Origin of the sequence: Shewanella sp. OMA3-2 (assembly GCF_021513195.1) — a bacterium.
Classification (GTDB): domain Bacteria; phylum Pseudomonadota; class Gammaproteobacteria; order Enterobacterales; family Shewanellaceae; genus Shewanella.
On the sequence record NZ_CP090974.1, the window covers coordinates 3,204,205 to 3,226,820 of the forward strand.

A 22,616-nucleotide genomic window follows, 5' to 3' on the forward strand; every position below is an offset into this window, starting at 1 on the left:
GTCATAATAAGCACTGACAAGGAACGACCTCATGCCAATTTATCAAGCCCCTATTCGTGACTATCAATTCATTCTTTCTGAGCTACTGAATATTTATCAATATCAAGATTTAACTGGTTTTGATGAAATAGACCCAGAGTTAGTTGATGCTATCTTACAAGGCGTAGCTGACTTCGCTACCGACATAATGTTGCCGTTAAATGCCGTGGGTGATCACCAAGGTTGTAAACTCATTGATGGTAAAGTCACTACACCAGATGGATTTAAAGATGCCTACAAGCAGTATGTTGAGAATGGCTGGGCAACATTAACCTGCGACCCTAAATATGGTGGACAAGGTTTACCTGAGGTGGTTGGCACCTTTGCTACCGAGATGAAAACCGCAACCAATATGGCATTTGCTATGTACCCTGGTCTGACCCATGGTGCATATTCGGCTATTCACGTGCATGGGAGTGAGGCATTAAAGCAAAAATATTTAGCTAAACTCGTTAGCGGTGAGTGGACTGGTACCATGAACCTCACAGAGTCTCATGCGGGTACCGATTTAGCATTACTGCGCACTAAAGCCAAACCATTAGGCAATGACACTTTTGCGATTAGCGGCGAGAAAATCTTTATTTCATCGGGCGATCATGATTTAGCAGAAAACATTGTTCATCTGGTGCTGGCTCGTTTACCCGATGCACCAGAAGGTGTTAAAGGTATTTCACTTTTTGCTGTGCCTAAATTTTTAGTCAATGCTGATGGTAGTTTAGGTAAAGCAAATACCTTAGCGGCGACCGGACTTGAACATAAAATGGGTATTCATGGCAACTCAACTTGTGTGATGCTATTTGATAATGCTGTGGGCGAACTTGTCGGCGCTGCGCATCAAGGTTTACGCGCCATGTTCACCATGATGAACCAAGCCCGTTTAGGGGTGGGAATTCAAGGTTTAGGCGTATCAGACATTGCCTATCAAAATGCCCTAGTGTATGCCAAAGACCGCATTCAAGGCCGTGCTTTAAGTGGGGTAAAACATGCCGATAAAGCTGCCGACTCTATTTTGGTGCATGGTGATGTGCGTCGTATGCTGTTGTCACAAAAATCATTTAATGAAGGCACACGTGCTTTAATGGGCCAGCAAGCGCTTTGGCTTGACCAAGCTGAACGTGAAACCGATCCTGCAAAAGCAAAACAAGCGTCAGCTTTAGCGGCATTATTCACACCTGTAGTGAAAGGTTTTGTTACTGATCAAGGTTTTAAAGCCTGTGTTGATGCACAGCAAGTCTATGGCGGACACGGTTATATTAATGAATGGGGCATGGAGCAATTTGTTCGTGATATTCGTATTGCGATGCTTTATGAAGGAACCAATGGCGTGCAAGCATTAGATTTAGTCGGGCGTAAATTACTCGCAGATAAAGGCGCCACCTTAAACCTTTGGTCTGATATGGTGAAGCAGTTTATTGGTCAACACAGTAGCAATGAGCAAATGAAACCTTTCATTGCTGGATTGATGGATGCAGCTAGCGATCTTGAACGTGCCACTGGCTACATTGCTAAAAGCGCTGCAACCAACCCTGACCTTATTGGTGCAGCCTCTATGGCATATATGCAGTTATTCGGCATCAGTGCATTAGCGTGGATGTGGGCTCGAATTGCAGCAACCTCTTTAGCTGCATTAGAAAAAGGCACCGATGAGGCTAGTTTCTATCAAGCTAAACTGAAAACAGGTGCATTTTATATGGGGTACTGGGTAAGTCAAACCCGCAGTTTACGTAAGCAGATTGAGGCCAGCAGTGAACAAATTGTCGATTTTGATGAAGCTGACTTTTAATCTTAAATGACTCGATAAAAATGACTGAGTTAATTATCTTAGCCAGTTTATTCTAGTAAAATTGACTTAGTACAACATTAATTGAATACACATTGACTAGATACAAAAATGCCGCTGAATTCAGCGGCATTTTTAATGTTAGCACTCGAGCATGTTAAGCATATTCAGCCATAAAATCATCTAAACTGTCATTAACAATTTCAATCTCATCGCCTTCAAATTGGGCAATATGAAATAGCGCTTCACCTTCATTGGTCACAGGTATATTACTGTTACCAATAATAATACCATCGGTCGGAGCACGCAGCGCATAAGGCTCACCACCGTGGGGGTTAACAATATAAGCCAAGATATTGCCTTTATTAACCCGCTCGCCTAATTTCAGTTTAATGTTAATCAAACCATCGGCTTCACTTCTGACCCAATAACTGCGACTAGCATTAACACTGTTACCTTTGATGCGAATACGGCCTTTAATCATTTCTAAGTGACGCATGACATTTAACACGCCATTAAGACCTGATCTAATCGACATTTCGCTAAAGCGTAATGCTTCACCTGCCTCGTATAAAATACAAGGAATACCTTTACCGTTAGCATAACCACGCATCGAACCGGTAACATTTTTTGAGGTCATAATGACAGGTGCACCAAATGCGTTCGCCATGCCAAACATCACTTCATCATCGGTATCGCAACGAATTTGCGGTAAATTATCACGGTGCACTGCACCTGTATGCAAATCAATAATATGTGTTGCTCGGTCAACTAAGGTATGTGACACCAAATGCGCTAAACGACTCGCTAATGCACCTTTTGATGACCCAGGAAAACATCGGTTCAAATCACGACGATCCGGCAAATAACGTGATTGCTGAATAAAACCAAACACGTTAACAATAGGCACAACAAGTATGGTGCCAGTTAACGACTTAGCATTTATTTTGCTGAGCAAACGTCGACAAATTTCAATGCCATTTAGCTCATCACCATGAATAGCTGCACACACAAGTAAAGTCGGGCCCGCTTTTATCCCATGGAAAACCTCAACATGCAACTCCATAGGTGTGTCGTTATAAAGTCTTGCCGCAGGTAGCTTAACGCTCTCTTGCGTGCCAGCTTTAACGCTCACTTCACCTAAAGTGAAAGCTTCGCGTTTTTTTACCATTTAGCCTGTTCCTTTGGTTTTTGCACTGCTTTTTGTCGAGTTCTTTTCAATAAACTGGATAATCTTATCGGCAACATCAATACCCGTGGCTTTTTCAATGCCCTCTAAACCTGGTGAAGAGTTAACTTCCATCACGAGTGGACCATGTTTTGAGCGTAAAATATCAACACCTGCAACATTCAACCCCATGGTTTTAGCAGCTCGAATCGCGGTAGAACGCTCTTCTGGCGTTAACTTAACTACCGTTGCCGTACCACCACGGTGTAAATTAGAACGGAACTCTCCAGCCAATGCTTGACGTTTCATTGCCGCTATCACTTTATCGCCAATCACGAAACAGCGAATATCTGCGCCACCCGCTTCAGCGATATATTCTTGCACCATGATGTTAGCTTTAAGACCCATAAAGGCTTCAATAACGGATTCAGCTGCCTTACGCGTCTCAGCAAGAACAACACCAATACCTTGGGTGCCTTCTAGTAATTTAATCACACACGGCGCGCCGCCAACCATGTCTAATAAATCAGGTACATCCGCTGGCTTATTTGCAAAACCAGTAACAGGTAAGCCAATGTTTTTACGAGACAATAACTGCAAAGAACGCAATTTATCGCGTGAACGACTAATCGCCACTGACTCGTTTAAAGGATGTGTTCCCATCATTTCAAATTGACGTAAAACCGCTGTGCCGTAAAAGGTTACTGAAGCACCAATACGAGGAATAACGGCATCAAATCTTGGCAATTCAACACCGCGGGCATGAATACTCGGTGAATTCATATTGATGTTCATATAACACTTTAATGGGTCGATAACTTTAACTTCATGCCCACGGGCTTCTGCAGCTTCTTTTAAACGGTTGGTGGAATAAAGGTTCTTATTCCGTGACATAATTGCAATGTGCATTTTACTCTCCAGTTATATAAGATGCTGCTGAATCCACTAAAAAACGCCCTTCCAGTGCTCTGCGACCTAACAACATACGAAATTTCATGTTATCTCTATTGGTTAAAGTGAGTTCTATATCGAACTGCTTCCCCCCCATAATAATAGGGGTTTTAATTACATATCGTTTGGTAATATGTCCACCAGAATCACTAACATTACGGCGATCAAAAATGGGGAATTCACATACAACTTCACGATCAGAGTCTTGTTCAGGATGCAACCATACCCGCACCCATTTTTCTTTTTCTTTTTGGAACGGTTTAATTTTAAAAGCATGTAGACATGAGGTTTTAGCCCCCGTATCCACCTTAATTTTGACTTTTTCATTGCCAATTTCAGGAAATGTGCCCCATTCTCGCCAGCCCACAATATCGAGGGTTTGTTTAGTCATGGTCAGTCCTTACGTTTAAAGGAAATAAGTCTTTCTCTAATAAACTTGTCCGATGCTAGTGTTCAAATATTTTATCATCTACTGCATACTCAAGCAGTGAGAAAGTCATTTAAGCATAGCTAATATCAATCAATTTCGGCGCAATATACACTGCATTTTTAATAAAACAAATTTTTTTAACTAGAATTTTTACGTTAGAATGACTAACCATAACACTTTACCAATACGCCCCCTATACACTGATACTAACTCATTAATAATAAAAGAGTTAATTATTAAGGCACAATAATGTTCACAGCGAATAGTTTCCAATTTTTAACCGAACTAAATCAGCATAATAACCGTGATTGGTTTAAAGCGAATCAAGCTCGTTATGAAGCTCAAGTCCGCACGCCTGCATTACAATTTATTGAGGCCATGCAAGGACCTATTCTAGCCTTGTCGCCGCGTTTTAATGCGGTGCCCAAAAAAGTAGGCGGCAGCCTAATGCGCCCCCAAAGAGACAGTCGTTTTAGTAAAAACAAAAGCCCTTATAAAACTAACGTTGGGATTCAATTTAAACATTTTCAGGCTAAAGATGTCCATTCTCCAGGGTTTTATGTGCATTTAGCTAATAACGAATGTTTTATCGCTGCGGGTATTTGGCATCCAGAATCCACAGCCTTAAACGCCATCAGACACTGTATTGATGAAAATCCTAATGGCTATAAAAAAGCATTACAAGCCGTCACAAAAGCAGGTTTTGCTATGACAGGTGACAGCTTAATTAGACCACCTAGAGGATTCGAAAAAGACCACCCGTTACTTGATGAACTTAAAAGAAAAGACTTTATCGCGATCAAAACGCTAACAGAAGAACAAGTTTGCCAAGGTGATTTTGTCAAATACTGCCAAAAGGAGTTTCAACACACTGCACAATTAATGGCCTACTTGTGCTTTGCACTGGAGTTAGATTATTAAGTGACAATGTGTCAAAAAATGGCTATAGAAGTTGTTTAACTGTTTTGCAGCTTTAACGTGTAGAGCCAGATGTATTGATTTGTTGACTTTTAAATAGCTGAAAATTTATCTCAAAAATTCAACAGCACCTATATTAACACTTGTTTCAATGCGGCGATAAAAGTATCAATATCATGGCGTGAAATATCAGCATGGGTGACTAAGCGCCATTTCTTGCTGGGACTCACTTTTATCCCTTTATGCAGTAATGCATGGCTTAGTTGATGTGGGTCAATATGATCCGCTAACGTGGCAAATACCATATTGGTTTGCACTGCTGAAGTATCCACTTCAAATTCGCTTAGTTTGGATAACGCTTCAGCTAAAACTTTAGCATTGTGATGGTCTTCAACTAATCGCTCAACTTGATCGGTTAAAGCCAATTTGGCCGCTGCAGCAATAATACCCGCTTGACGCATTCCACCGCCTAACATTTTACGCCAGCGAGTAGCTTTACCAATAAGCCGCTCATCGCCCAACAAAATAGAGCCTATAGGCGCACACAAACCTTTTGATAAGCAAATAGAAACCGAATCGAAATACTGGGTAATGTCTGCAATGCCAATATTTTGAGCAACCGCAGCATTAGCGACTCTTGCGCCGTCTAAATGAATTTTTAAACCACGATTAAAAGCCAAAGTTTGTGCTTGGGCTAAATACGCTTGCGGTAAGACTTTGCCACCAATAGTATTTTCTAAACTCAACAAGCGGGTTCTAGCAAAATGAACGTCATCAGGTTTAATTGCGGCGTCGATATCAGACAATAAAATACTGCCATCATGTTGATTATTTAAAGGTTGTGGCTGAATACTGCCGAGCACCGCAGCCCCGCCACCTTCAAATTTATAATTGTGCGCTTGTTGACCGCATAAATACTCGTCTCCACGCTCACAATGCGACATTAATGCCAATAAATTCGCTTGAGTACCTGAGCTAACAAATAAGGCCGCATCAAAGCCATACATTTCAGCAGCCATATCTTGTAAGTTGTTGACTGTCGGGTCATCACCATAAACATCATCACCCACAACGGCATTAGCCATTGCTTGACGCATTGCTGTTGTAGGTTGAGTAACAGTATCGCTTCTAAAATCAATCATAATAAATCGTCATTTATCCAAACCATGGCCGACAGTGTAACGGATTAAGATTTAGCTGCAGCAATTTTTGTTAATGCTGCTATCGCCGCATCATAATCAGGGTGGCTACCGACTTCTTTAACAAGCTCTTGGTACTGTAACAGACCATCCGCATCGATAATAAATATCGCCCGCGCCAGTAAGCCACGGTTTTCAATCAATAATCCATATTGGTCAGCAAAGTTACGCCACACTGAGTCAGACAATACTTTAATTTTATCAACGCTTTCAGTTTGACAAAAACGCTTTTGAGCAAAAGGTAAATCTGTGCTGATGGTCAACATAACAACGTCGGCATCAAAGTGAGCAAATTCACTGTTAAAACGTTTTGTTTGCAATGCACATACACCGGTATCTAAGCTTGGTACGGCACTGATTAATACTGTTTTGCCTTTGAAATCACTTAAATTAACCGGATTAAATTTATCATCAACCACTTTAAACTCAGGTGCTGGCATATTATTAGCGGGTAAATCACCTTTTAATGTTACTGGATGCCCACCCATGGTGACTTCAGCAGCTTCTGTAAAGTTAATAAATGCTGGACTGGCAATTAACACCAAGGATAACCCTATATTTAGTAAAGGTTGTTGAAATTTCATTATATTCTCCTGATTAATAATAAAAAACCAGCCTTGTGGCTGGTTTTTGCTATATGCAGTTAATCAAATAATTGATTAACTTGCTGCTAATTCTTTAACATGTAAATCCATTTGTGGAAATGGTATTTCAATCTCAGCGGCATCAAGTGCATTTTTGATTTGCTCTAAAATTTGAAAACGCGCTGGCCAGTAATCACCTGTGCTAACCCATGGGCGAACGACAAAGTTAATTGATGAATCAGCGAGCTCAGCTAAACCAATGGTATAACTTGGATCTTTTAAAACAAGCGGATGGTTATCTAATACTTCAGCTAATACTTTTTTGGTTTTAGCGATATCAGAGGTATAACCCACACCTATTATTAAGTCGATACGACGCTTTTCAAGTGCTGAATAATTGGTAATAGTGCCGTTCATAATCGCTGAATTTGGTGCGGTAATCATTTTATTATCACCCGTACGCAGTTTAGTAGAGAAAATTGTAATTTCATCAACAACACCTGCAACGCCTGCGGCTTCAATATAATCACCAACACGACATGGACGGAATAACACCATTAATACGCCTGATGCAAAATTTGACAGTGAACCTTGTAGCGCCAAACCAACAGCAAGACCTGCAGCACCAATTACAGCGACCAGTGACGCTGTTTGTACACCTATCTGACCTAGTGTCGCCACAATAGTAAATACAAATACAATTGACCACGCCAAGTTTGCCACAAACGACACAACCGTTTGATCAACTTTACGGCTAGTTAATACTTTATCAGTAACGCGTTTTGCCACACCCGCAAAATACTTACCAATAAAAAACATCGCCAAAGCAGCTAATGTTTTAAGCCCATAAGCCATAACAAACTCAGGTGCTTGCTTTATTAACTCTTCTAAACCGTCAAGGTTTTCCATTGTTTTACTCCCTAAAGTGGCAGGTTATTCTGCCGAAATGATAAATTCTACCCGTCGATTGCGTTGACGTCCTTCAGATGTGGCGTTATCCGCAGCAGGTTGTGTGTTACTCATCCCTTTTACAAAGATGTTGTCAGGATTAAAGTTAAAATCGGTGACTAAAATGGCTTTTACGCTGTTTGCCCTTGCTAATGAGAGCGCTTGATTTAACGCATCGCTTCCCAACAAGTCGGCATGTCCAACTAGCTGTAAGGTCACATTATTATTTTGAGCTATTATGTTGTGAATACTATCTAACACAGGTCTTTGCGATAGCATCACCTCTGCTTTGGCAAACTCAAAATAAATAGGTTGTATTACTTGCTGTAAACAATTTACTACGTCATTAGTGCCCAACTGCTCGCAACGGTTAACATATTCTATCGTGTTAATGAGTTCATCAGCAACTGCGGTTGTAGGCGCTTCAATAGTAGGGGCTTCATCAGAATTGAGTTCGGTTAAAACCAAGGCGGGATCTTTACAACCATTAGCCATAACCTCCACACCTTTAGGTGTATCAGCACAGGCATCTTTTTTATCTGGCACACCATCCATGTCGGTATCAACCCATGCCAAGGCAGGGGAACTCAGCAAAAAAAAACATAATATTTGTATCGTAATGAATAAACGCATGTTATCTCCAATCATGTTGTTTTAATGCAGTCAGGCAACACTGTTGAGATTAACACTCGTTCCAGCAACTTTAACTTACACACATTTTAACTTTTAGCGCCAGATTTGCAATCAAGCAAACCTATATTGCTACAAACAAGTTAATGCTTTATGTATTATCGCTCAAAATAGCATCATCTAACACTGTTCAAATCCATCAATATTTATCGGCAATAACCCGACAAACTTAATAGCAGCAACCACAATCCACATATCGCCATTAAAGAAAGGCTTGCCAGCATAATAAACAGGCAAGCCGACTTAATCGATGAGATATGTTTACAAATTAGCAACTAGCAAAGTGCACCTGACACCCGCATAAACATTGACTTAAGCGTTCAGAAAAAGGTATATAAGATGGGATTTTTGATGTTTTAAACAAATTAAACATCAAGTAAATAATATTTATTATAAGAAATGAACAATAAATCGGCCAAGATTGCACAGAAAAAAAGCACAACATCGTATTGATGCAATGCCTAATCGCAATACTCGGCCTAAATTTGCAAACAATTATTCTGTGGTACAACTTGTGCCGCAGCCAATCACAAGCTTTAAGGTGGAAAACTTAATGAGTGAAGCAAAAGCACCAGGAACGATGCTTGGGCATCCGAAAGGATTGTTCCTTCTCTTTACAACTGAATTGTGGGAACGATTCAGTTATTACGCAATGCGTGCCATATTGGTCCTTTATTTGGTTGATAAAGTTCAATCAGATGGCGGCAGTGGTTTAGGTTGGACTCAGGCAGATGCGTTATCTTTGTACGGAACCTTTACCGGTTTAGTTTATTTAACCCCACTAATTGGTGGTTGGTTAGCAGATAATTATCTTGGCCAACGTAAGTCGATTTACATTGGTGGTGCATTAATGGCAATAGGGCAATTTACCCTTGCTGCGCCGCATAGCTGGTTTCCTGGCTTAGAAACCACACTGTTTTATATTGGTTTAGGTACCTTGATATTTGGTAATGGACTGTTTAAACCTAACATCTCTACCATGGTAGGTGACTTATACGAAGAAGGTGATCACCGTCGTGATGGTGCATTTACTATTTTCTATATGGGTATCAACGTTGGTGCTGCACTATCGGGTATTATTGTAGCTTGGGCTTACACCGCTTTTGGTCATAGTGAAGTGGTTGCTGGACAAGAAGTCTTTGTTAATAACTGGCAGGCTGGTTTCTTCTGTGCTGGTGTTGGTATGGTTGCATCGTTAATCATTCAATTCTTTTTTGCTCAAAGATTACTTGGTGATATTGGTACTATCCCTGCTGCACGACTTGAAAAAGAAAGAAATGCACTTAAAGGACAAGTGCGTAGTGAGCCTCTTACTAAAATAGAACGTGATCGCATTAAAGTGATCATGATTATGGGTTTATTTACCATTATTTTCTGGGCTGGTTTTGAGCAAGCCGGTGGATTAATGAATTTATTCACCAATAACTTTACCGACCGTATGATTGGTAGCTGGGAAGTACCAACAACTTATTTCCAATCATTAAATGCTATTTTCATTGTTGTTTTTGCGCCTGTGATAGCGTCAATTTGGATACGTTTAGGTAAAAATGAACCTAACTCACCGGTTAAGTTTGCCCTTGGCTTAGTGTTACTTGGTATCGGCTTCTTATTCATGATTGGTGCTGTGTTACAGATGGATGGTGATGCTTCACTTAAATCAAGCATGTGGTGGTTAGTCGGCGCGTATTTTTTCCATACTATGGGTGAATTATGTTTATCACCTATTGGCTTATCAATGGTCACTAAACTGGCTCCGCTGCGCATTGCATCATTAATGATGGGCGCATGGTTCCTATTTATCGCAATCGCTAACAAAGTAGGTGGTCTTGTTGGCTCACTTATTGGCCATGGCGGCAGCGTTGAAGATCAACTAGCAAATGCAATGTCTATCTTCGCAGGTATCGCTATTACTGCGGCGGCTTCAGGTATTATTCTATACTTCATGGCTGATAAATTAGTAGATTGGATGCACGGTGCTGAAGGCCATAATGATTCTGAAGAAGAAGCATTAGCTGAAGAAATTGCTGTGACAGCTGAACATGAAGCGATTAAGCGTTAATCGCTTGTTTATTATTGAAGTTATCAAGATAACGTCATAAATAAGCTATTTATCATTATGTAGATGATATGAAAATGGGCCTTAGGTGAAAATCTAAGGCCCATTTTGTATATACAATGTTGATTAAATAATCAGTGCGATATGGCCACTAACTAAAATTTATTCGTGTTTCCTAACCATGGTTAACTGATACTTGCCAACCCACTAACTTATCTAATTGCACTTGCAGCGATGGGTGATAGCCAGCCCTTGCTTTAGCATATATCTGTTCGACTTCTTGTTTATATCCAGCGACTAATAACTCGCTATAAAGTGGTTTAACAAACTTAGCTCGTCCGACTGAAGTTAAAAATACCGATAATGGTGCTAGCACTGGGTCATAATGATTGCGAATAGCGACCCTAAACCAATCACAAACAATTTCTGAATTTTTGCTTTGACTAAATAAAAACGTGTCATCTAAATCAAGTAACAGCTGTTGGCTAACAACTTGAGGTAATTGATTTAAAAAATACTGCCAATGATGCACCCGCCAACCACTCACCTTTAACTCGCTCGGCGGTTTTTTATGTTCAATGTGGACAAGCGCCAAATGCACTTTGTCTAGGCTGCGTGACGCTGGAGGCACAAACCAATGGGGCAATCCTTCACCATATACCCACTCTGTTAATTCAACTTCAGTTAACTTATCCGGAAAGTGGGGTAATACATGTTGCAGCATATAAGCCATAAATACTTCGGTAGTAATGGCTTTGAAAGCAAAGTGAGTCACATATTCAAATAGAAAAGCGTCGAAGGCTTCACGGCCAAAGCGGTGTTCTAGCTCATGAACAAACATTGATGCTTTATCATAGGTGAAACGATTAAATGCCAAATTTGGATCTCGTGTTTGTACATTGGCTGGTAAGGTTTGATCTATCAAATCAGTAGACAGCATTTCAGCTTCTAAACGTGTATATTCATTGACCCACTCTAAATCAGCTTGTTCTTTACCGTATATCGCTTCAACGATACGATTCGTAAAGTAAGTGGTAAACCCTTCATTAAGCCATAGATCACGCCATGTCGCATTACTGACCAAGTTTCCGGTCCAAGAATGTGCTAGTTCATGCGCTACCGTAGACACTAAACTTTTATCACCTGCTATTAAGGTTGGTGTCATAAATGCCAGCATAGGGTTTTCCATGCCGCCAAATGGAAAACTGGGTGGCAATACAATCATATCGTACCTCTGCCATGCATAAGGGCCAAGTAATGACTCTGCAACCTTAATCATCGCTTCCGTATCTTCAAACTCTTTAACCGCACTGGCTAACATTGCCGGTTCGGTATAAATGCCACTTCTAGGTCCTGTGGCTTCAAACGCTAAGTCGCCCACTGCCAAAGCCAGTAAATGAGTCGGTATAGGCTTATCCATCACAAAATGAAAAATGCCATCTGGAGGCATCTGCGGATCATTAATCGCGCTCATGACAGCACGCAAACCATTATTGACTTTTATGGTGGCATCAAATGTCACCCGCGCTTTAGGCGTGTCCTGCAAGGGGATCCAGCTTCTAGCGTTAATCGGTTGTGACTGACTGAATAGATAGGGTTGTTGCTTACCTAAAGTTTGTTCGGGGGTTAACCATTGTAGACCTTGTGCCTGTGGTGATGTGGCATAATGAATGGTGACAGCACTAATTGATTGATCAATTTGTATCACCAATTTTTGCCCTAATATATCGCCTACATCAATCAATGAAAAATCTAGTGATTGCCCTTGTAAATCGGTAACACTAAACAAGGTTAGATCTCGGCAATCTAAAATAAGTTGCCCATGGTCACGGTCTGCTCCCTTAGCTAAGGCAAAGTGTAAAGTCACCTGCCCCATTAATTTTTTAGCAATAAAATCGACTTGTAAATTAAGATCTAAATGAGAAACACAAACAATGTCAGTATTAGCACTTGAATGATAATCATGCTGATAATCCCAAGATGAAGTTACAGTGGTAGCCACTTTAGTATCCTTAATTGCTGTTTTAGTTTTGATGGTTCAGCGCGCCTAATAATTGCCCTTAAAGATAACATTTAAAAGGCTTATTTAGTATCTGCCCACCAGAACTTCATCAGGTTTGTAGCCTTGAATAATAGAATAATAAAAATAATTAACTTTCGTTGGAACTTTTATAAAAAACGCCAGTCTGAATATATGAACCGAATTTGATATAGCTACTTTTACTGAACGTTTGAGCTTGTAAATGATTTTGTTCATCATCATCTCCCCACTCGATAGTGAGTTATCCTATCAACAGAATTGCACATTGCAGTTACAGCAACCTTAATAGGTTGCTTTTTTTTAGCTGTTTTTTACGACGGTTTGAGCATTAGGCCGCCACTACGTTTATAGCAATCATTGTTTAACAGTCGTTTTCTAGAAAGCACTTTCTAATAAGCACGTCTAACAATACTAGTGAGATAAACGCTTAGAATAATTATTTTAATTTTTTTATCTTTATTTGGAACTTTTATCAATAAGGCCTGTCTGAATATATGAACCGAATTTTGTACACCCCAATTTATTGAAAGTTTGAGTCTGTAAATGATTTTGTTCATCATCATCTCCCCACTCGATAGTGAGTTATCCTATCAACAGAATTGCACATTGCAGTTACAGCAACCTTAATAGGTTGCTTTTTTTTAGCTGTTTTTTACGACGGTTTGAGCATTAGGCCGCCACTACGTTTATAGCAATCATTGTTTAACAGTCGTTTTCTAGAAAGCACTTTCTAATAAGCACGTCTAACAATACTAGTGAGATAAACGCTTAGAATAATTATTTTAATTTTTTTATCTTTATTTGGAACTTTTATCAATAAGGCCTGTCTGAATATATGAACCGAATTTTGTACACCCCAATTTATTGAAAGTTTGAGTCTGTAAATGATTTTGTTCATCATCATCTCCCCACTCGATAGTGAGTTATCCTATCAACAGAATTGCACATTGCAGTTACAGCAACCTTAATAGGTTGCTTTTTTTTAGCTGTTTTTTACGACGGTTTGAGCATTAGGCCGCCACTACGTTTATAGCAATCATTGTTTAACAGTCGTTTTCTAGAAAGCACTTTCTAATAAGCACGTCTAACAATACTAGTGAGATAAACGCTTAGAATAATTATTTTAATTTTTTTATCTTTATTTGGAACTTTTATCAATAAGGCCTGTCTGAATATATGAACCGAATTTTGTACACCCCAATTTATTGAAAGTTTGAGTCTGTAAATGATTTTGTTCATCATCATCTCCCCACTCGATAGTGAGTTATCCTATCAACAGAATTGCACATTGCAGTTACAGCAACCTTAATAGGTTGCTTTTTTTTTGCTTAAAAATTACATAACGCCAAGCATAAAAAAAGACCTCTCAATGGAGGTCTTTAATTATGCAGTCTAATTTAGGTTAAAGACGGATACCGGCTTTTTCTAAATCTTTGGCTATTACAGTGCGAGGTAATGGTACATAACCATCTTTTTCAACAACTTGCTGACCTTGCTTAGATAATATAAAGCGAATGAATTCACGATCCATTGGCGACAAATCTTTGTTTGGGTGCTTGTTGATGTAAACGTACAAGTAACGAGAAAGTGGGTAAGTTCCATTAGCGGCATTGGCAGCTGATGCTTCGATAAACTTATCGCCTTTCTTAGATACTGCAACCGCTTTTACACCCGCTGTTTTATAACCAATACCTGAGTAACCAATTGCGTTAAGGCCCTGTGATACTGACTGAACAACAGATGCAGAACCTGGTTGTTCGTTCACGTTTGGACGGAAATCGCCTTTACATAAGGCTTTTTCTTTGAAGTAGCCATAGGTACCAGAGACTGAGTTACGACCGTACAATTGCACATCTTTTGCAGTCCAGTTACCGTCTAGGCCTAAGTCACCCCAACGTTCAACTTGCTTCCCGCCACACTTGTTTGTTGAAGAGAAAATACTATCGATTTGCTCGATGCTTAACCCCTTAATTGGGTTATCTTTATGAACAAACACCGCAAGTGCATCAATTGCTACGCGGATAGCAGTTGGTTGGTAACCAAAATGCTTTTCAAATGACTCAACTTCATTAGGCTTCATTTTACGGCTCATTGGACCGAACTGTGAAGTCCCTTCAGTTAATGCTGGTGGCGCTGTAGAAGAGCCTGCAGCTTGAATTTGGATATTAACGTTAGGATATATATGCTTAAATTCTTCAGCCCATAGCGTCATCATATTAGCTAACGTATCAGAACCTACAGAAGACAAGTTACCAGAAACACCACTTGTTTTTTCGTACATAGGTAAGGTTTCATCAATTGCAGCCATAGATGCTGCCGAGAACACACCAGCGGCTGTTAAGGTAATTGCGCCGACAAGTTTTTTCAGTTTCATTGTATTGCTCCAAATTAAGCGTGCTAAGTTTTTAAAACGCAGTCAGTATCAACTCCAATGATGACAAGTCTATGACTATAATGTGACAGTTAAGTGACAGGCGAAGTATATTTGATCATTTATAACCATGACTGAATCCTCACTTAAATGCATAACCTCTATTCGGGTTAATAGATGGGATCAATAAGCTAAATTCAACAAATTTAGCTTATTTCATAGCAAACTTGTCATTTTTTTGAAAACAAGGGGGGTTAACACGTCAATAGCTGGCCTATTGCACGTTAATGAAACGACGTTCGCAATAAAAATAGCTGTTTAGTAAGCGTTTATTATCCCGTTCTGAGGTTAATTAAGTCACAAAAATGAAAATGCCGTCGATATGACGGCATGTGGTATCCCCTAAAAATTAATTTTTCCTATCAATTAAATGGGTAGGAATAATAAAACTGAAAGTACTGCCTTTACCAAGCTCACTCGATACTGCTAGTTCACTGTCATGATGGCTTAATGCATGCTTCACAATCGCCAAACCTAAACCACTGCCACCGGTTTTACTTGAGCGCGCGTTATCTACCCGGTAAAAACGCTCAGTTAAACGGTTGATATGTTGAGAAGCGATGCCTACACCGGTATCGGTCACCGAAAATTTTGCACCACTGGCAACACTTTGCCATGTTATAGACACTTTCCCTCCTGGCGAGGTATAGCGAATCGCATTTGAGATTAAATTAGAACAGGCACTTCTAAGCTGTTGCTCTTGACCATGAATATTTAATCCTGGCTCGCACAAAAATACCAGTTCATATTGTTCAGCCGCTAATGCTTGTGCTTCAACTTTAAGCTGACTGAACATAGTATCCATATTGACAGTATGCGACAGATCAATACTGGCGCCAGCCTCAATACGCGACAATGCCAGTAACTGCTCAACCATAGATTGCATGCGGCTAGTTTGCTGCTGCATCATGTTGAGCGGTTTTTGATTCGGTGAGTTTTCATCTTCCATGGTTTGCATGATCTCTAAATACCCTTGTAACACTGTTAACGGGGTTTTGAGCTCATGGGATACGTTAGCCACAAAGTCTTTACGCATGCTTTCTAATTGATGAATTCGGGTAATATCACGGGCCATTAATAACAGCTGACGATCACCATAGGGCATCAGCCGAATTTCTAGCAAACGTCTTTCTGATACCGGAGATGGGATCTCTAAAGGTTCACTAAAATTATGTTTTCGCAGGTAGGCTGAAAAATCAGGGTGACGAATAAGGTTATCAATTCGCTGGCCGTTATCTTGTGGCCAGACAAAACCTAATATTAATTGAGCCAGTTTATTACACCATAAAATATTGTGCTCTGAATCAAGCACCACCGCGGCATCAGGCAATGCTTCTGCACCCTGCCTGAAACGTCCAAGTAACGATGCTAGCTGACCCACTCGACGACGATTTTTTCCTTGAAGCCGATAAATACCATTAAAAATATCTTCCCAGCTGCCTCGCCCTTGTGGCGGTGTTAACTTTTTATCTTTCCATAGCCAATGGCTTAATCTAGACAATTGACGGTAATGCCAAAACAGTAGTGCCGCAGATCCAAGTAATACCGTTAACATTATGTAGTCAACAATCCAGCCCACCAGCACTAATAGCAGTACCATTAATCCAAGGCGAGAAAGTAGACGAAAGCCTGAATAAGAGTTCAATATACGTTACCTAAATCGCAGTATGGCAGTTAAATTATTCACTAATGATAATTTAACTGCCATACAGTGTGACTTGACATTTGAGTCGCTAGAGTAGCACTTTTTGCCACTGCAAACATCGTGATATGAATATTCAAACAGTGAATACCCATTACATCCTTGTTGAAAATCGGTAACCCGCTCCACGAACCGTTTGGATTAGCTTATCGTGCCCACCTTGCTCTATGGCTTTACGTAAACGTCGAATGTGTACATCGACGGTACGGTCTTCAACATAGACGTTGGTTCCCCAAACATTATCAAGTAATTGTTCACGGCTATAAACACGCTCAGGGTGCGTCATGAAAAAATGCAGCAACCTAAATTCAGTTGGCCCCATATCAAGCACCCCATCACCTGCTGAAACACGATGACTAACAGGGTCTAATTGCAAACCTTGTACATCTATTGTTTCCTCAAGTCTTGTTGGCGCACTGCGTCTTAGTACAGCTTTAATGCGTGCAACAAGCTCTTTAGGGGAAAAGGGTTTAGTGATGTAATCATCTGCGCCCACTTCCAAGCCTTTAACCTTATCTTCCTCTTCGCCACGGGCGGTAAGCATGATAATCGGTATTTGACGGGTAAACTCATCTTGCTTTAACCGTTTAGCTAACTGGATACCACTACCACCAGGGAACATCCAATCCAATATAATTAAGTCTGGATAAGGTTCCGCTAATAACGCAATGGCGGAATCAAAATCTTCAGCTGCAGCGGTTGTAAACCCGTGTTGGTCCATCACAAATGTCAGCATCTCACGGATGGCTGATTCATCTTCTACAATTAAAATCCTTGCTGTCATATTCGCTTCTATCAGTAATTTGCCACGATGACTATTATTGGTCAGTTTTGTTACAGAATTATGATCTTGAAGATATTTAACCATATTCATTGATAAACAGCTTCAAAATGCTTGGCTTAATTGCATATAAAACCTGTTCCAATAACACTTTATAACACAAAGCAAAAAGGAGCCGCAGCTCCTTTTGTGTATTTAAAGCATAAACTTAAAACTTATGCTCTAAACCTAGACCCAAATATGAATCATCAACATCGCCAGAGTCATACATTGCATTAGTCGTGTAATAAGCAAACAACTTAGTTGGCTTAGCCAATGTGTAATCTGCACCCACTGACATTGAATCGCCTTTATTATCCATGTCTTGGTATTGCGCTTTTAATGTCACTGCATCTATGTCATATGCTGCGCTCAATAAGTAACCATTGTCTGTTACGTCAGAGTTAAGCTTTTCTTGCTGCTGATACATACCACCTAGTACGAAACCAGCAATTTTACCTTGCACAGTTGCACGTGCAGTATCATAACCTTTAACTTCAGAGTCATAAGCAATTGCAGCATAAAATGGCGTTGTCTTTAAGCCTGAGTCACCATAAGTCGCGGCCATACTCACGCCTGTGTTTTCGCTTTGCTCTGAATCACCGTCAGCAACATATGTTAAACCGAACTGAAAATCACTAAACATAGGTGTCATATACGTTGCGGTCTGTGCCATACGGTTTTCACCTTTGAACACATTTTTTACATCGCCAACTAAGTCATTAAATTGATCAACTTTACCTTGCGATATCTTTAAAACCGTATCGTTACGACCCACAGACACAAGACCGAAATTGCCCTGCAAACCCACAAACTGGTTACGCGCTTTAAAGTTCTCTTTTACATCATCACCCGTGTCAACTTCATATTCGATAGTATAAAAAGCTTCAAGATCATTACCTAATTCAAAATTACCTTTCACGCCAAAACGTGAAGCATTACTTTGAATCGTTGTTTCAGTTTCACCGGCTACATCGTTAGATTGCGCTGATACATTTAACTTACCATAAACTTGTAATGGGTCAGCGGCGTAGGCTGTTGATATTGTTGCAGCTGTTACAGCGCAAGCCAGTAGAGTTTTAGCAAATAAGTTCATCATTTCATCCTTTCAACGTTTCTAATCATCATGTGTTTACTGCTTGGGAACGAGCCGAAGTTTGCCTTGCTAATGTTTCAGAAATATTTCAGTGATTCAGTAAAAACAAAAACACAAGATTAAGTCACAAGCCAATCAAGAGTTAGCCATTGAATTAAAGCAATAAAGTGAAATTAGATTACTTTATGACAGTTTTGTGAAACCTGTCATGGCAATCAATTGGTCGATTAAAAAGGCCTGTTTACCCAATCAATCAGATGCCGTAAACTGCTTGACCAACTATTTATTCAATAATGAGTGTCTCTTTATGTGGTTTAAAAATCTCACCTTGTACCGTTTCAATAAACCGTTTTCCACCGACACAGAAACGTTAGAACAAGCCTTAGCTGATTTCACCTTTTCTCCTTGTGGTAGCCAAGACATCAGTAAATTTGGTTTTTCAAATGCACTAGGCAAAAAAGGCCAAGCTTTAGTTCATAGTGCCGAAAATCGTCATCTTATTTGCGTCACTAAAGAAGATAAAATATTACCTGGACAGGTTATTAAAGAAGCACTTGATGAAAAAGTGGCGTTAATTGAAGACGCAGAAAACCGCACGGTGACGAAGAAAGAAAAAGACGCCATGAAAGATGACATCACCACCACATTACTGCCAAGAGCCTTCACTCGTCGCAGTCAAACTCGGGCGCTAATTTTGCCAGAGTTAGAAATGATGCTAGTTGACAGTTCAAGTGCCACTAAAGCAGAAGAAATGTTAGCCTTATTGCGTAAAGCTTTAGGCAGTTTACCGGTTATTCCACTGAGTTATACTAAGCCTATTGAGCAAACCTTAACTGAATGGCTGCAAGCGGGTGAAGCACCACAACCTTTTGTAATGCAAGATGAAGCAGAATTAAAGTCTGAGTCGGATGAAGGTGGCATTGTGCGCTTTAAGCAGCAGGTACTTCAAGAAGATGAAGTACTGGCACATTTAGCTACTGGTAAACAGGTACATAAACTCGCACTGCATTTTGCTCAGTCTGTCGCATTTGTGATGCAGTCTGATGCGAGCGTAAAACGGATTAAATTCTCTGAAGAATTTAGAGCGGGTAATGACGAAGTTGGCAATGAAGATCCTATGGCGCGTTTAGATGCTGATTTTGCCTTAATGGGCAGTGAGCTTATCGCCTTTGTGCAAGCCTTGCATGGTGCATTTGGCCCAATGGAACAAAGTATTTAAGCTGAAAAATCTATTTAACCTCTAGTTCATTAGTCGAACTGAGGTGATTAAATATCTTTTTAATAAAGAGAAGGATTGAAAATGAAGCTATATGGAAGTTATACCTCACCGTTTGTGCGCCATTGTAGAATAGCATTGATGGAGTCTGGTCAAGATTTCGAGTTTATCGAAACCGATCATGCCAGTAGTGCCCTGCAATCTCCAACCAAACGAGTGCCATTTCTGCAGCATGGTGAGACTTTTTTAACCGACTCAAGTGCAATCTTGTTTTATATTCGCCAGCAGGCTGGACAGCCGTATTTAAGCACACCAGCTGAGCTGGATATGTTTTGTATGGTAAATACTGCTTTAGACAGCACTATTAATCTATTTTTTTTAGAAAAAGATGGCGTTGATCTTAACGCAGTAACTTACACCCAACGTCAAGCGGCTAGAATCAACTCAAGTATTGCGCAATTTGAGCAACTCACTTTGCGTGATAGCGCTCCCTACAGTGACTCTGAGCTACGTTTAGCGTGCTACTTAGATTGGGGGCTATTCCGTAACCGTATCAATATAGACCAGTGCGCTAATTTGAAAAGTTTTCTCAGTGGTATAGCAAAATATGCGCCTTTTGCTAGCACCAAACCACCGCAGTAAAGATTAATAAAATGCCCATCAAGTTGATGGGCATTTTATGTCTTATTAAGCGACGTCTCTGCTTAAGCTACTTCTCAGCCTTTATATATTGACCTTTTGTATCAAAAGGCCAATCGATACCTAACCATGCTTTTAAGAATGCTTTATGCTCAGCAGTCACCTTTTTAACAGGGGATATCGTTAGCTCACCTTTTGGTTGCTCAGCTAAAGTAAGGCTTCGCTTAACTAGCTGATCATTATTAAATACGGTCAACTCAATAGTGTCACCAGGGTTAAAGTCCGCTAACCGTTTATCCCAACTTGCGGCACTCACTTTAAGCCCGTTTACCGCAACAATTTCATCCCCCGCATTAATGCCCGCTTGCCATGCTGGGCCTTCACGAGTGACAAATAAAATCGTTAAATCATCAAACAGTCCTGTTAATGTTAAACCTGCTGCGACTTGTGTTTTGGCGTCTTTGCCGTACCCCAGTTTTAAACCCGCTTGTAATAACATGGCGTCAAAGTCTAAGGTGACTGGTGAAGTCACATTTTTAGTCCACCACGCTTGATAATCTGTTCCTGATAAACCTTTTAAAATATTTTTAATGTCGCTGACGTTATAGCCCATCGGCACTTTAAAATCTTGATAAAGCTTTCTGTGCACATCACGGAAGGAATGCTTCAACTTAGTTTGTGCAAGTAAATCAAAATCTAATGATAGTGATGTCATATAGCCTTCAGCATAAATGTTCACACTGTGATTAACGGCATAATCTCCCCAGGTACTACTCCACTGCCCTAAACTGGCTTCAGCAATGGATTGAATTTCACGGCCTGGATTATGTTGATTACTGCTAATACGTTTGCTCAGATCATCAAAAAACTCTTCGGCTGTAATAATACCAGCCCGTAATAACAGTTGGTGCTGAAAATAACTGGTTGAACCTTCTGCAATCCACAACAATTCAGTCATATTTTCTGACTGGTAATCATAAGGCACTAAACCTTGTGGACGATATGCTTTAACGTTCCAACTATGGATAAACTCATGTGAAGCGGTGCTGATAAAACGTAGGTAATCACTGCGTTCTCGAAAACTAAAACGCGGTAGTTGGATAACGGTTGAGTTTAAATGCTCTGTTGCACCACTTACACCACTGGTGGCATGTACCATATAAACATAGCGTTCAAATGGATAGTCATCCCAAATAACACTCGCTTGATGACTGATTTTTTCTAAATCGGTAATAATTTGTTTCGTGTCATAATTACCCTCGCCCCAGAATACAACCTCATATTCCCGACCATCCGCATTAAAACTAAAATGCTGATTAATACCGGTTTCTATTGGTGAATCAACTAACACATCATAATTGTCAGCCACAAAGGAATGCGCTTTTTGACCACTGTGCATACCTGAGTAACTGTTCCACTCTTTAGGCACAGACAGATTAACTTTCACAGCTTCATCACGAAATGCTGGGCTATACATAAAGATACCACTGGCATCTAAATAAGCATGACTGCGATCAATATGGCGTAAACGATCGCCAAGCTCATTAGCATAAATTTGATATTCAACGGTAACACTTGAAGGTTTATCTAGCTTAACCTGCCATTCACCACTGGCGGTGCGATGCCAATCTAATATTTTTCCTAGGCTATCTGTTGCTTTAAATAATCTCACCCCATCGGCAACAGGCAAAACTTGATATCGACCAGTGCGCCACACGGGCATATTAACAGTCAAATAACTTGCATCTGTCTGTGGAAAAGTCACCGCCACTTTGGCTAAATGATGCTGTGGCTGCGTTAAATCTATTTGATATTCTACATCGGCTAACGCAGGCGTCGCCCAACTGGCGACAAAAATAGCACTAGTTAACATTATTGCTAAAGAGGTAGGTTTCACTGTGGCATCCT

18 protein-coding genes are annotated in these 22,616 nt (G+C 40.2%); 5 read left to right on the plus strand and 13 right to left on the minus strand.

The features are described from left to right. The first annotated feature begins 31 nt into the window (after positions 1–31). A complete protein-coding gene (locus L0B17_RS14120) occupies positions 32–1,822 on the plus strand; it encodes an acyl-CoA dehydrogenase C-terminal domain-containing protein (protein WP_235085659.1) in 1,791 nt (596 codons plus the stop codon). Positions 1,823–1,976: 154 nt separating this feature from the next. Here L0B17_RS14120 and L0B17_RS14125 read toward each other — a convergent pair whose 3' ends face one another. From L0B17_RS14125 to L0B17_RS14135, 3 genes are read right to left on the minus strand one after another with little or no spacing between them, the layout of a single operon-like run. Further along, positions 1,977–2,990: a succinylglutamate desuccinylase/aspartoacylase family protein gene (locus L0B17_RS14125; protein ID WP_235085660.1), complete on the minus strand. Its 1,014-nt coding sequence runs from the start codon at positions 2,988–2,990 to the stop codon at positions 1,977–1,979. Beyond that, positions 2,991–3,896, minus strand: a complete 906-nt coding sequence (gene rimK / locus L0B17_RS14130) for a 30S ribosomal protein S6--L-glutamate ligase (RefSeq protein ID WP_235085662.1) — start codon at positions 3,894–3,896, stop codon at positions 2,991–2,993. Position 3,897: 1 nt separating this feature from the next. Continuing rightward, positions 3,898–4,329: an ATP-dependent zinc protease family protein gene (locus L0B17_RS14135; RefSeq protein WP_235085664.1), complete on the minus strand. Its 432-nt coding sequence runs from the start codon at positions 4,327–4,329 to the stop codon at positions 3,898–3,900. 288 nt (positions 4,330–4,617) lie between these two features. Here L0B17_RS14135 and L0B17_RS14140 point away from each other — a divergent pair, with 288 nt between their 5' ends. Next, complete coding sequence (locus L0B17_RS14140; protein ID WP_235085666.1) at positions 4,618–5,289, plus strand: DUF2461 domain-containing protein; 672 nt, start codon at positions 4,618–4,620, stop codon at positions 5,287–5,289. Between the two features lie 128 nt (positions 5,290–5,417). Here the strand turns inward: L0B17_RS14140 and ltaE are convergent, their stop codons facing one another. From ltaE to L0B17_RS14160, 4 genes are all read right to left on the minus strand, one after another. Beyond that, a complete protein-coding gene (ltaE, locus tag L0B17_RS14145) occupies positions 5,418–6,428 on the minus strand; it encodes a low-specificity L-threonine aldolase (RefSeq protein WP_235085667.1) in 1,011 nt (336 codons plus the stop codon). A gap of 44 nt (positions 6,429–6,472) precedes the next feature. Next, positions 6,473–7,069 (minus strand): thiol peroxidase, encoded by a 597-nt coding sequence (gene tpx / locus L0B17_RS14150; RefSeq protein WP_235085669.1) that lies wholly within the window; start codon positions 7,067–7,069, stop codon positions 6,473–6,475. 75 nt (positions 7,070–7,144) lie between these two features. Then, complete coding sequence (locus L0B17_RS14155; RefSeq protein WP_235085671.1) at positions 7,145–7,978, minus strand: mechanosensitive ion channel family protein; 834 nt, start codon at positions 7,976–7,978, stop codon at positions 7,145–7,147. 24 nt (positions 7,979–8,002) lie between these two features. Next, positions 8,003–8,650 (minus strand): OmpA family protein, encoded by a 648-nt coding sequence (locus tag L0B17_RS14160; protein ID WP_235085673.1) that lies wholly within the window; start codon positions 8,648–8,650, stop codon positions 8,003–8,005. Positions 8,651–9,260: 610 nt separating this feature from the next. Between L0B17_RS14160 and L0B17_RS14165 the strand changes: the two genes are divergently transcribed. Further along, entirely contained in the window at positions 9,261–10,766 is a 1,506-nt protein-coding gene (locus tag L0B17_RS14165) for a peptide MFS transporter (protein ID WP_235089837.1), read from the plus strand. A gap of 172 nt (positions 10,767–10,938) precedes the next feature. On the opposite strand, the gene L0B17_RS14170 is transcribed toward L0B17_RS14165, so the two are convergent. From L0B17_RS14170 to L0B17_RS14190, 5 genes are all read right to left on the minus strand, one after another. Next, positions 10,939–12,765: a M1 family metallopeptidase gene (locus L0B17_RS14170; protein ID WP_235085676.1), complete on the minus strand. Its 1,827-nt coding sequence runs from the start codon at positions 12,763–12,765 to the stop codon at positions 10,939–10,941. 1,441 nt (positions 12,766–14,206) lie between these two features. Next, positions 14,207–15,178 carry a PstS family phosphate ABC transporter substrate-binding protein gene (locus L0B17_RS14175; protein ID WP_235085677.1) on the minus strand — a complete coding sequence of 324 codons (972 nt, stop codon included), beginning with the start codon at positions 15,176–15,178 and terminating at the stop codon, positions 14,207–14,209. A gap of 406 nt (positions 15,179–15,584) precedes the next feature. Next, complete coding sequence (phoR, locus tag L0B17_RS14180) at positions 15,585–16,883, minus strand: phosphate regulon sensor histidine kinase PhoR (RefSeq protein ID WP_235089839.1); 1,299 nt, start codon at positions 16,881–16,883, stop codon at positions 15,585–15,587. A 148-nt stretch (positions 16,884–17,031) separates the two neighbouring features. Next, positions 17,032–17,721: a phosphate regulon transcriptional regulator PhoB gene (phoB, locus tag L0B17_RS14185; RefSeq protein ID WP_235089841.1), complete on the minus strand. Its 690-nt coding sequence runs from the start codon at positions 17,719–17,721 to the stop codon at positions 17,032–17,034. A 205-nt stretch (positions 17,722–17,926) separates the two neighbouring features. Beyond that, positions 17,927–18,856: a porin gene (locus L0B17_RS14190; protein ID WP_235085678.1), complete on the minus strand. Its 930-nt coding sequence runs from the start codon at positions 18,854–18,856 to the stop codon at positions 17,927–17,929. Positions 18,857–19,160: 304 nt separating this feature from the next. On the opposite strand from L0B17_RS14190, the gene rdgC reads away from it, so the two are divergent. Together rdgC and L0B17_RS14200 are read left to right on the plus strand one after the other, a co-directional pair. Then, a complete protein-coding gene (gene rdgC, locus L0B17_RS14195) occupies positions 19,161–20,072 on the plus strand; it encodes a recombination-associated protein RdgC (RefSeq protein WP_235085680.1) in 912 nt (303 codons plus the stop codon). Positions 20,073–20,153: 81 nt separating this feature from the next. Next, complete coding sequence (locus tag L0B17_RS14200) at positions 20,154–20,711, plus strand: glutathione S-transferase (RefSeq protein ID WP_235085681.1); 558 nt, start codon at positions 20,154–20,156, stop codon at positions 20,709–20,711. A 67-nt stretch (positions 20,712–20,778) separates the two neighbouring features. On the opposite strand, the gene L0B17_RS14205 is transcribed toward L0B17_RS14200, so the two are convergent. After that, positions 20,779–22,605, minus strand: coding sequence for a M61 family metallopeptidase (locus tag L0B17_RS14205; protein ID WP_235085683.1), 1,827 nt, complete (start codon positions 22,603–22,605; stop codon positions 20,779–20,781). Positions 22,606–22,616 lie beyond the last annotated feature (11 nt).

Excerpts from the sequence above, each read along its gene's own strand:
- L0B17_RS14120 (WP_235085659.1), top strand. The coding sequence starts at position 32 with ATGCCAATTTATCAAGCCCCTATTCGTGACTATCAATTCATTCTTTCT.
- L0B17_RS14125 (WP_235085660.1), bottom strand. The coding sequence starts at position 2,990 with ATGGTAAAAAAACGCGAAGCTTTCACTTTAGGTGAAGTGAGCGTTAAA.
- rimK (WP_235085662.1), bottom strand. The coding sequence starts at position 3,896 with ATGCACATTGCAATTATGTCACGGAATAAGAACCTTTATTCCACCAAC.
- L0B17_RS14135 (WP_235085664.1), bottom strand. The coding sequence starts at position 4,329 with ATGACTAAACAAACCCTCGATATTGTGGGCTGGCGAGAATGGGGCACA.
- L0B17_RS14140 (WP_235085666.1), top strand. The coding sequence starts at position 4,618 with ATGTTCACAGCGAATAGTTTCCAATTTTTAACCGAACTAAATCAGCAT.
- ltaE (WP_235085667.1), bottom strand. The coding sequence starts at position 6,428 with ATGATTGATTTTAGAAGCGATACTGTTACTCAACCTACAACAGCAATG.
- tpx (WP_235085669.1), bottom strand. The coding sequence starts at position 7,069 with ATGAAATTTCAACAACCTTTACTAAATATAGGGTTATCCTTGGTGTTA.
- L0B17_RS14155 (WP_235085671.1), bottom strand. The coding sequence starts at position 7,978 with ATGGAAAACCTTGACGGTTTAGAAGAGTTAATAAAGCAAGCACCTGAG.
- L0B17_RS14160 (WP_235085673.1), bottom strand. The coding sequence starts at position 8,650 with ATGCGTTTATTCATTACGATACAAATATTATGTTTTTTTTTGCTGAGT.
- L0B17_RS14165 (WP_235089837.1), top strand. The coding sequence starts at position 9,261 with ATGAGTGAAGCAAAAGCACCAGGAACGATGCTTGGGCATCCGAAAGGA.
- L0B17_RS14175 (WP_235085677.1), bottom strand. The coding sequence starts at position 15,178 with ATGAAACTGAAAAAACTTGTCGGCGCAATTACCTTAACAGCCGCTGGT.
- phoB (WP_235089841.1), bottom strand. The coding sequence starts at position 17,721 with ATGACAGCAAGGATTTTAATTGTAGAAGATGAATCAGCCATCCGTGAG.
- L0B17_RS14190 (WP_235085678.1), bottom strand. The coding sequence starts at position 18,856 with ATGATGAACTTATTTGCTAAAACTCTACTGGCTTGCGCTGTAACAGCT.
- rdgC (WP_235085680.1), top strand. The coding sequence starts at position 19,161 with ATGTGGTTTAAAAATCTCACCTTGTACCGTTTCAATAAACCGTTTTCC.
- L0B17_RS14200 (WP_235085681.1), top strand. The coding sequence starts at position 20,154 with ATGAAGCTATATGGAAGTTATACCTCACCGTTTGTGCGCCATTGTAGA.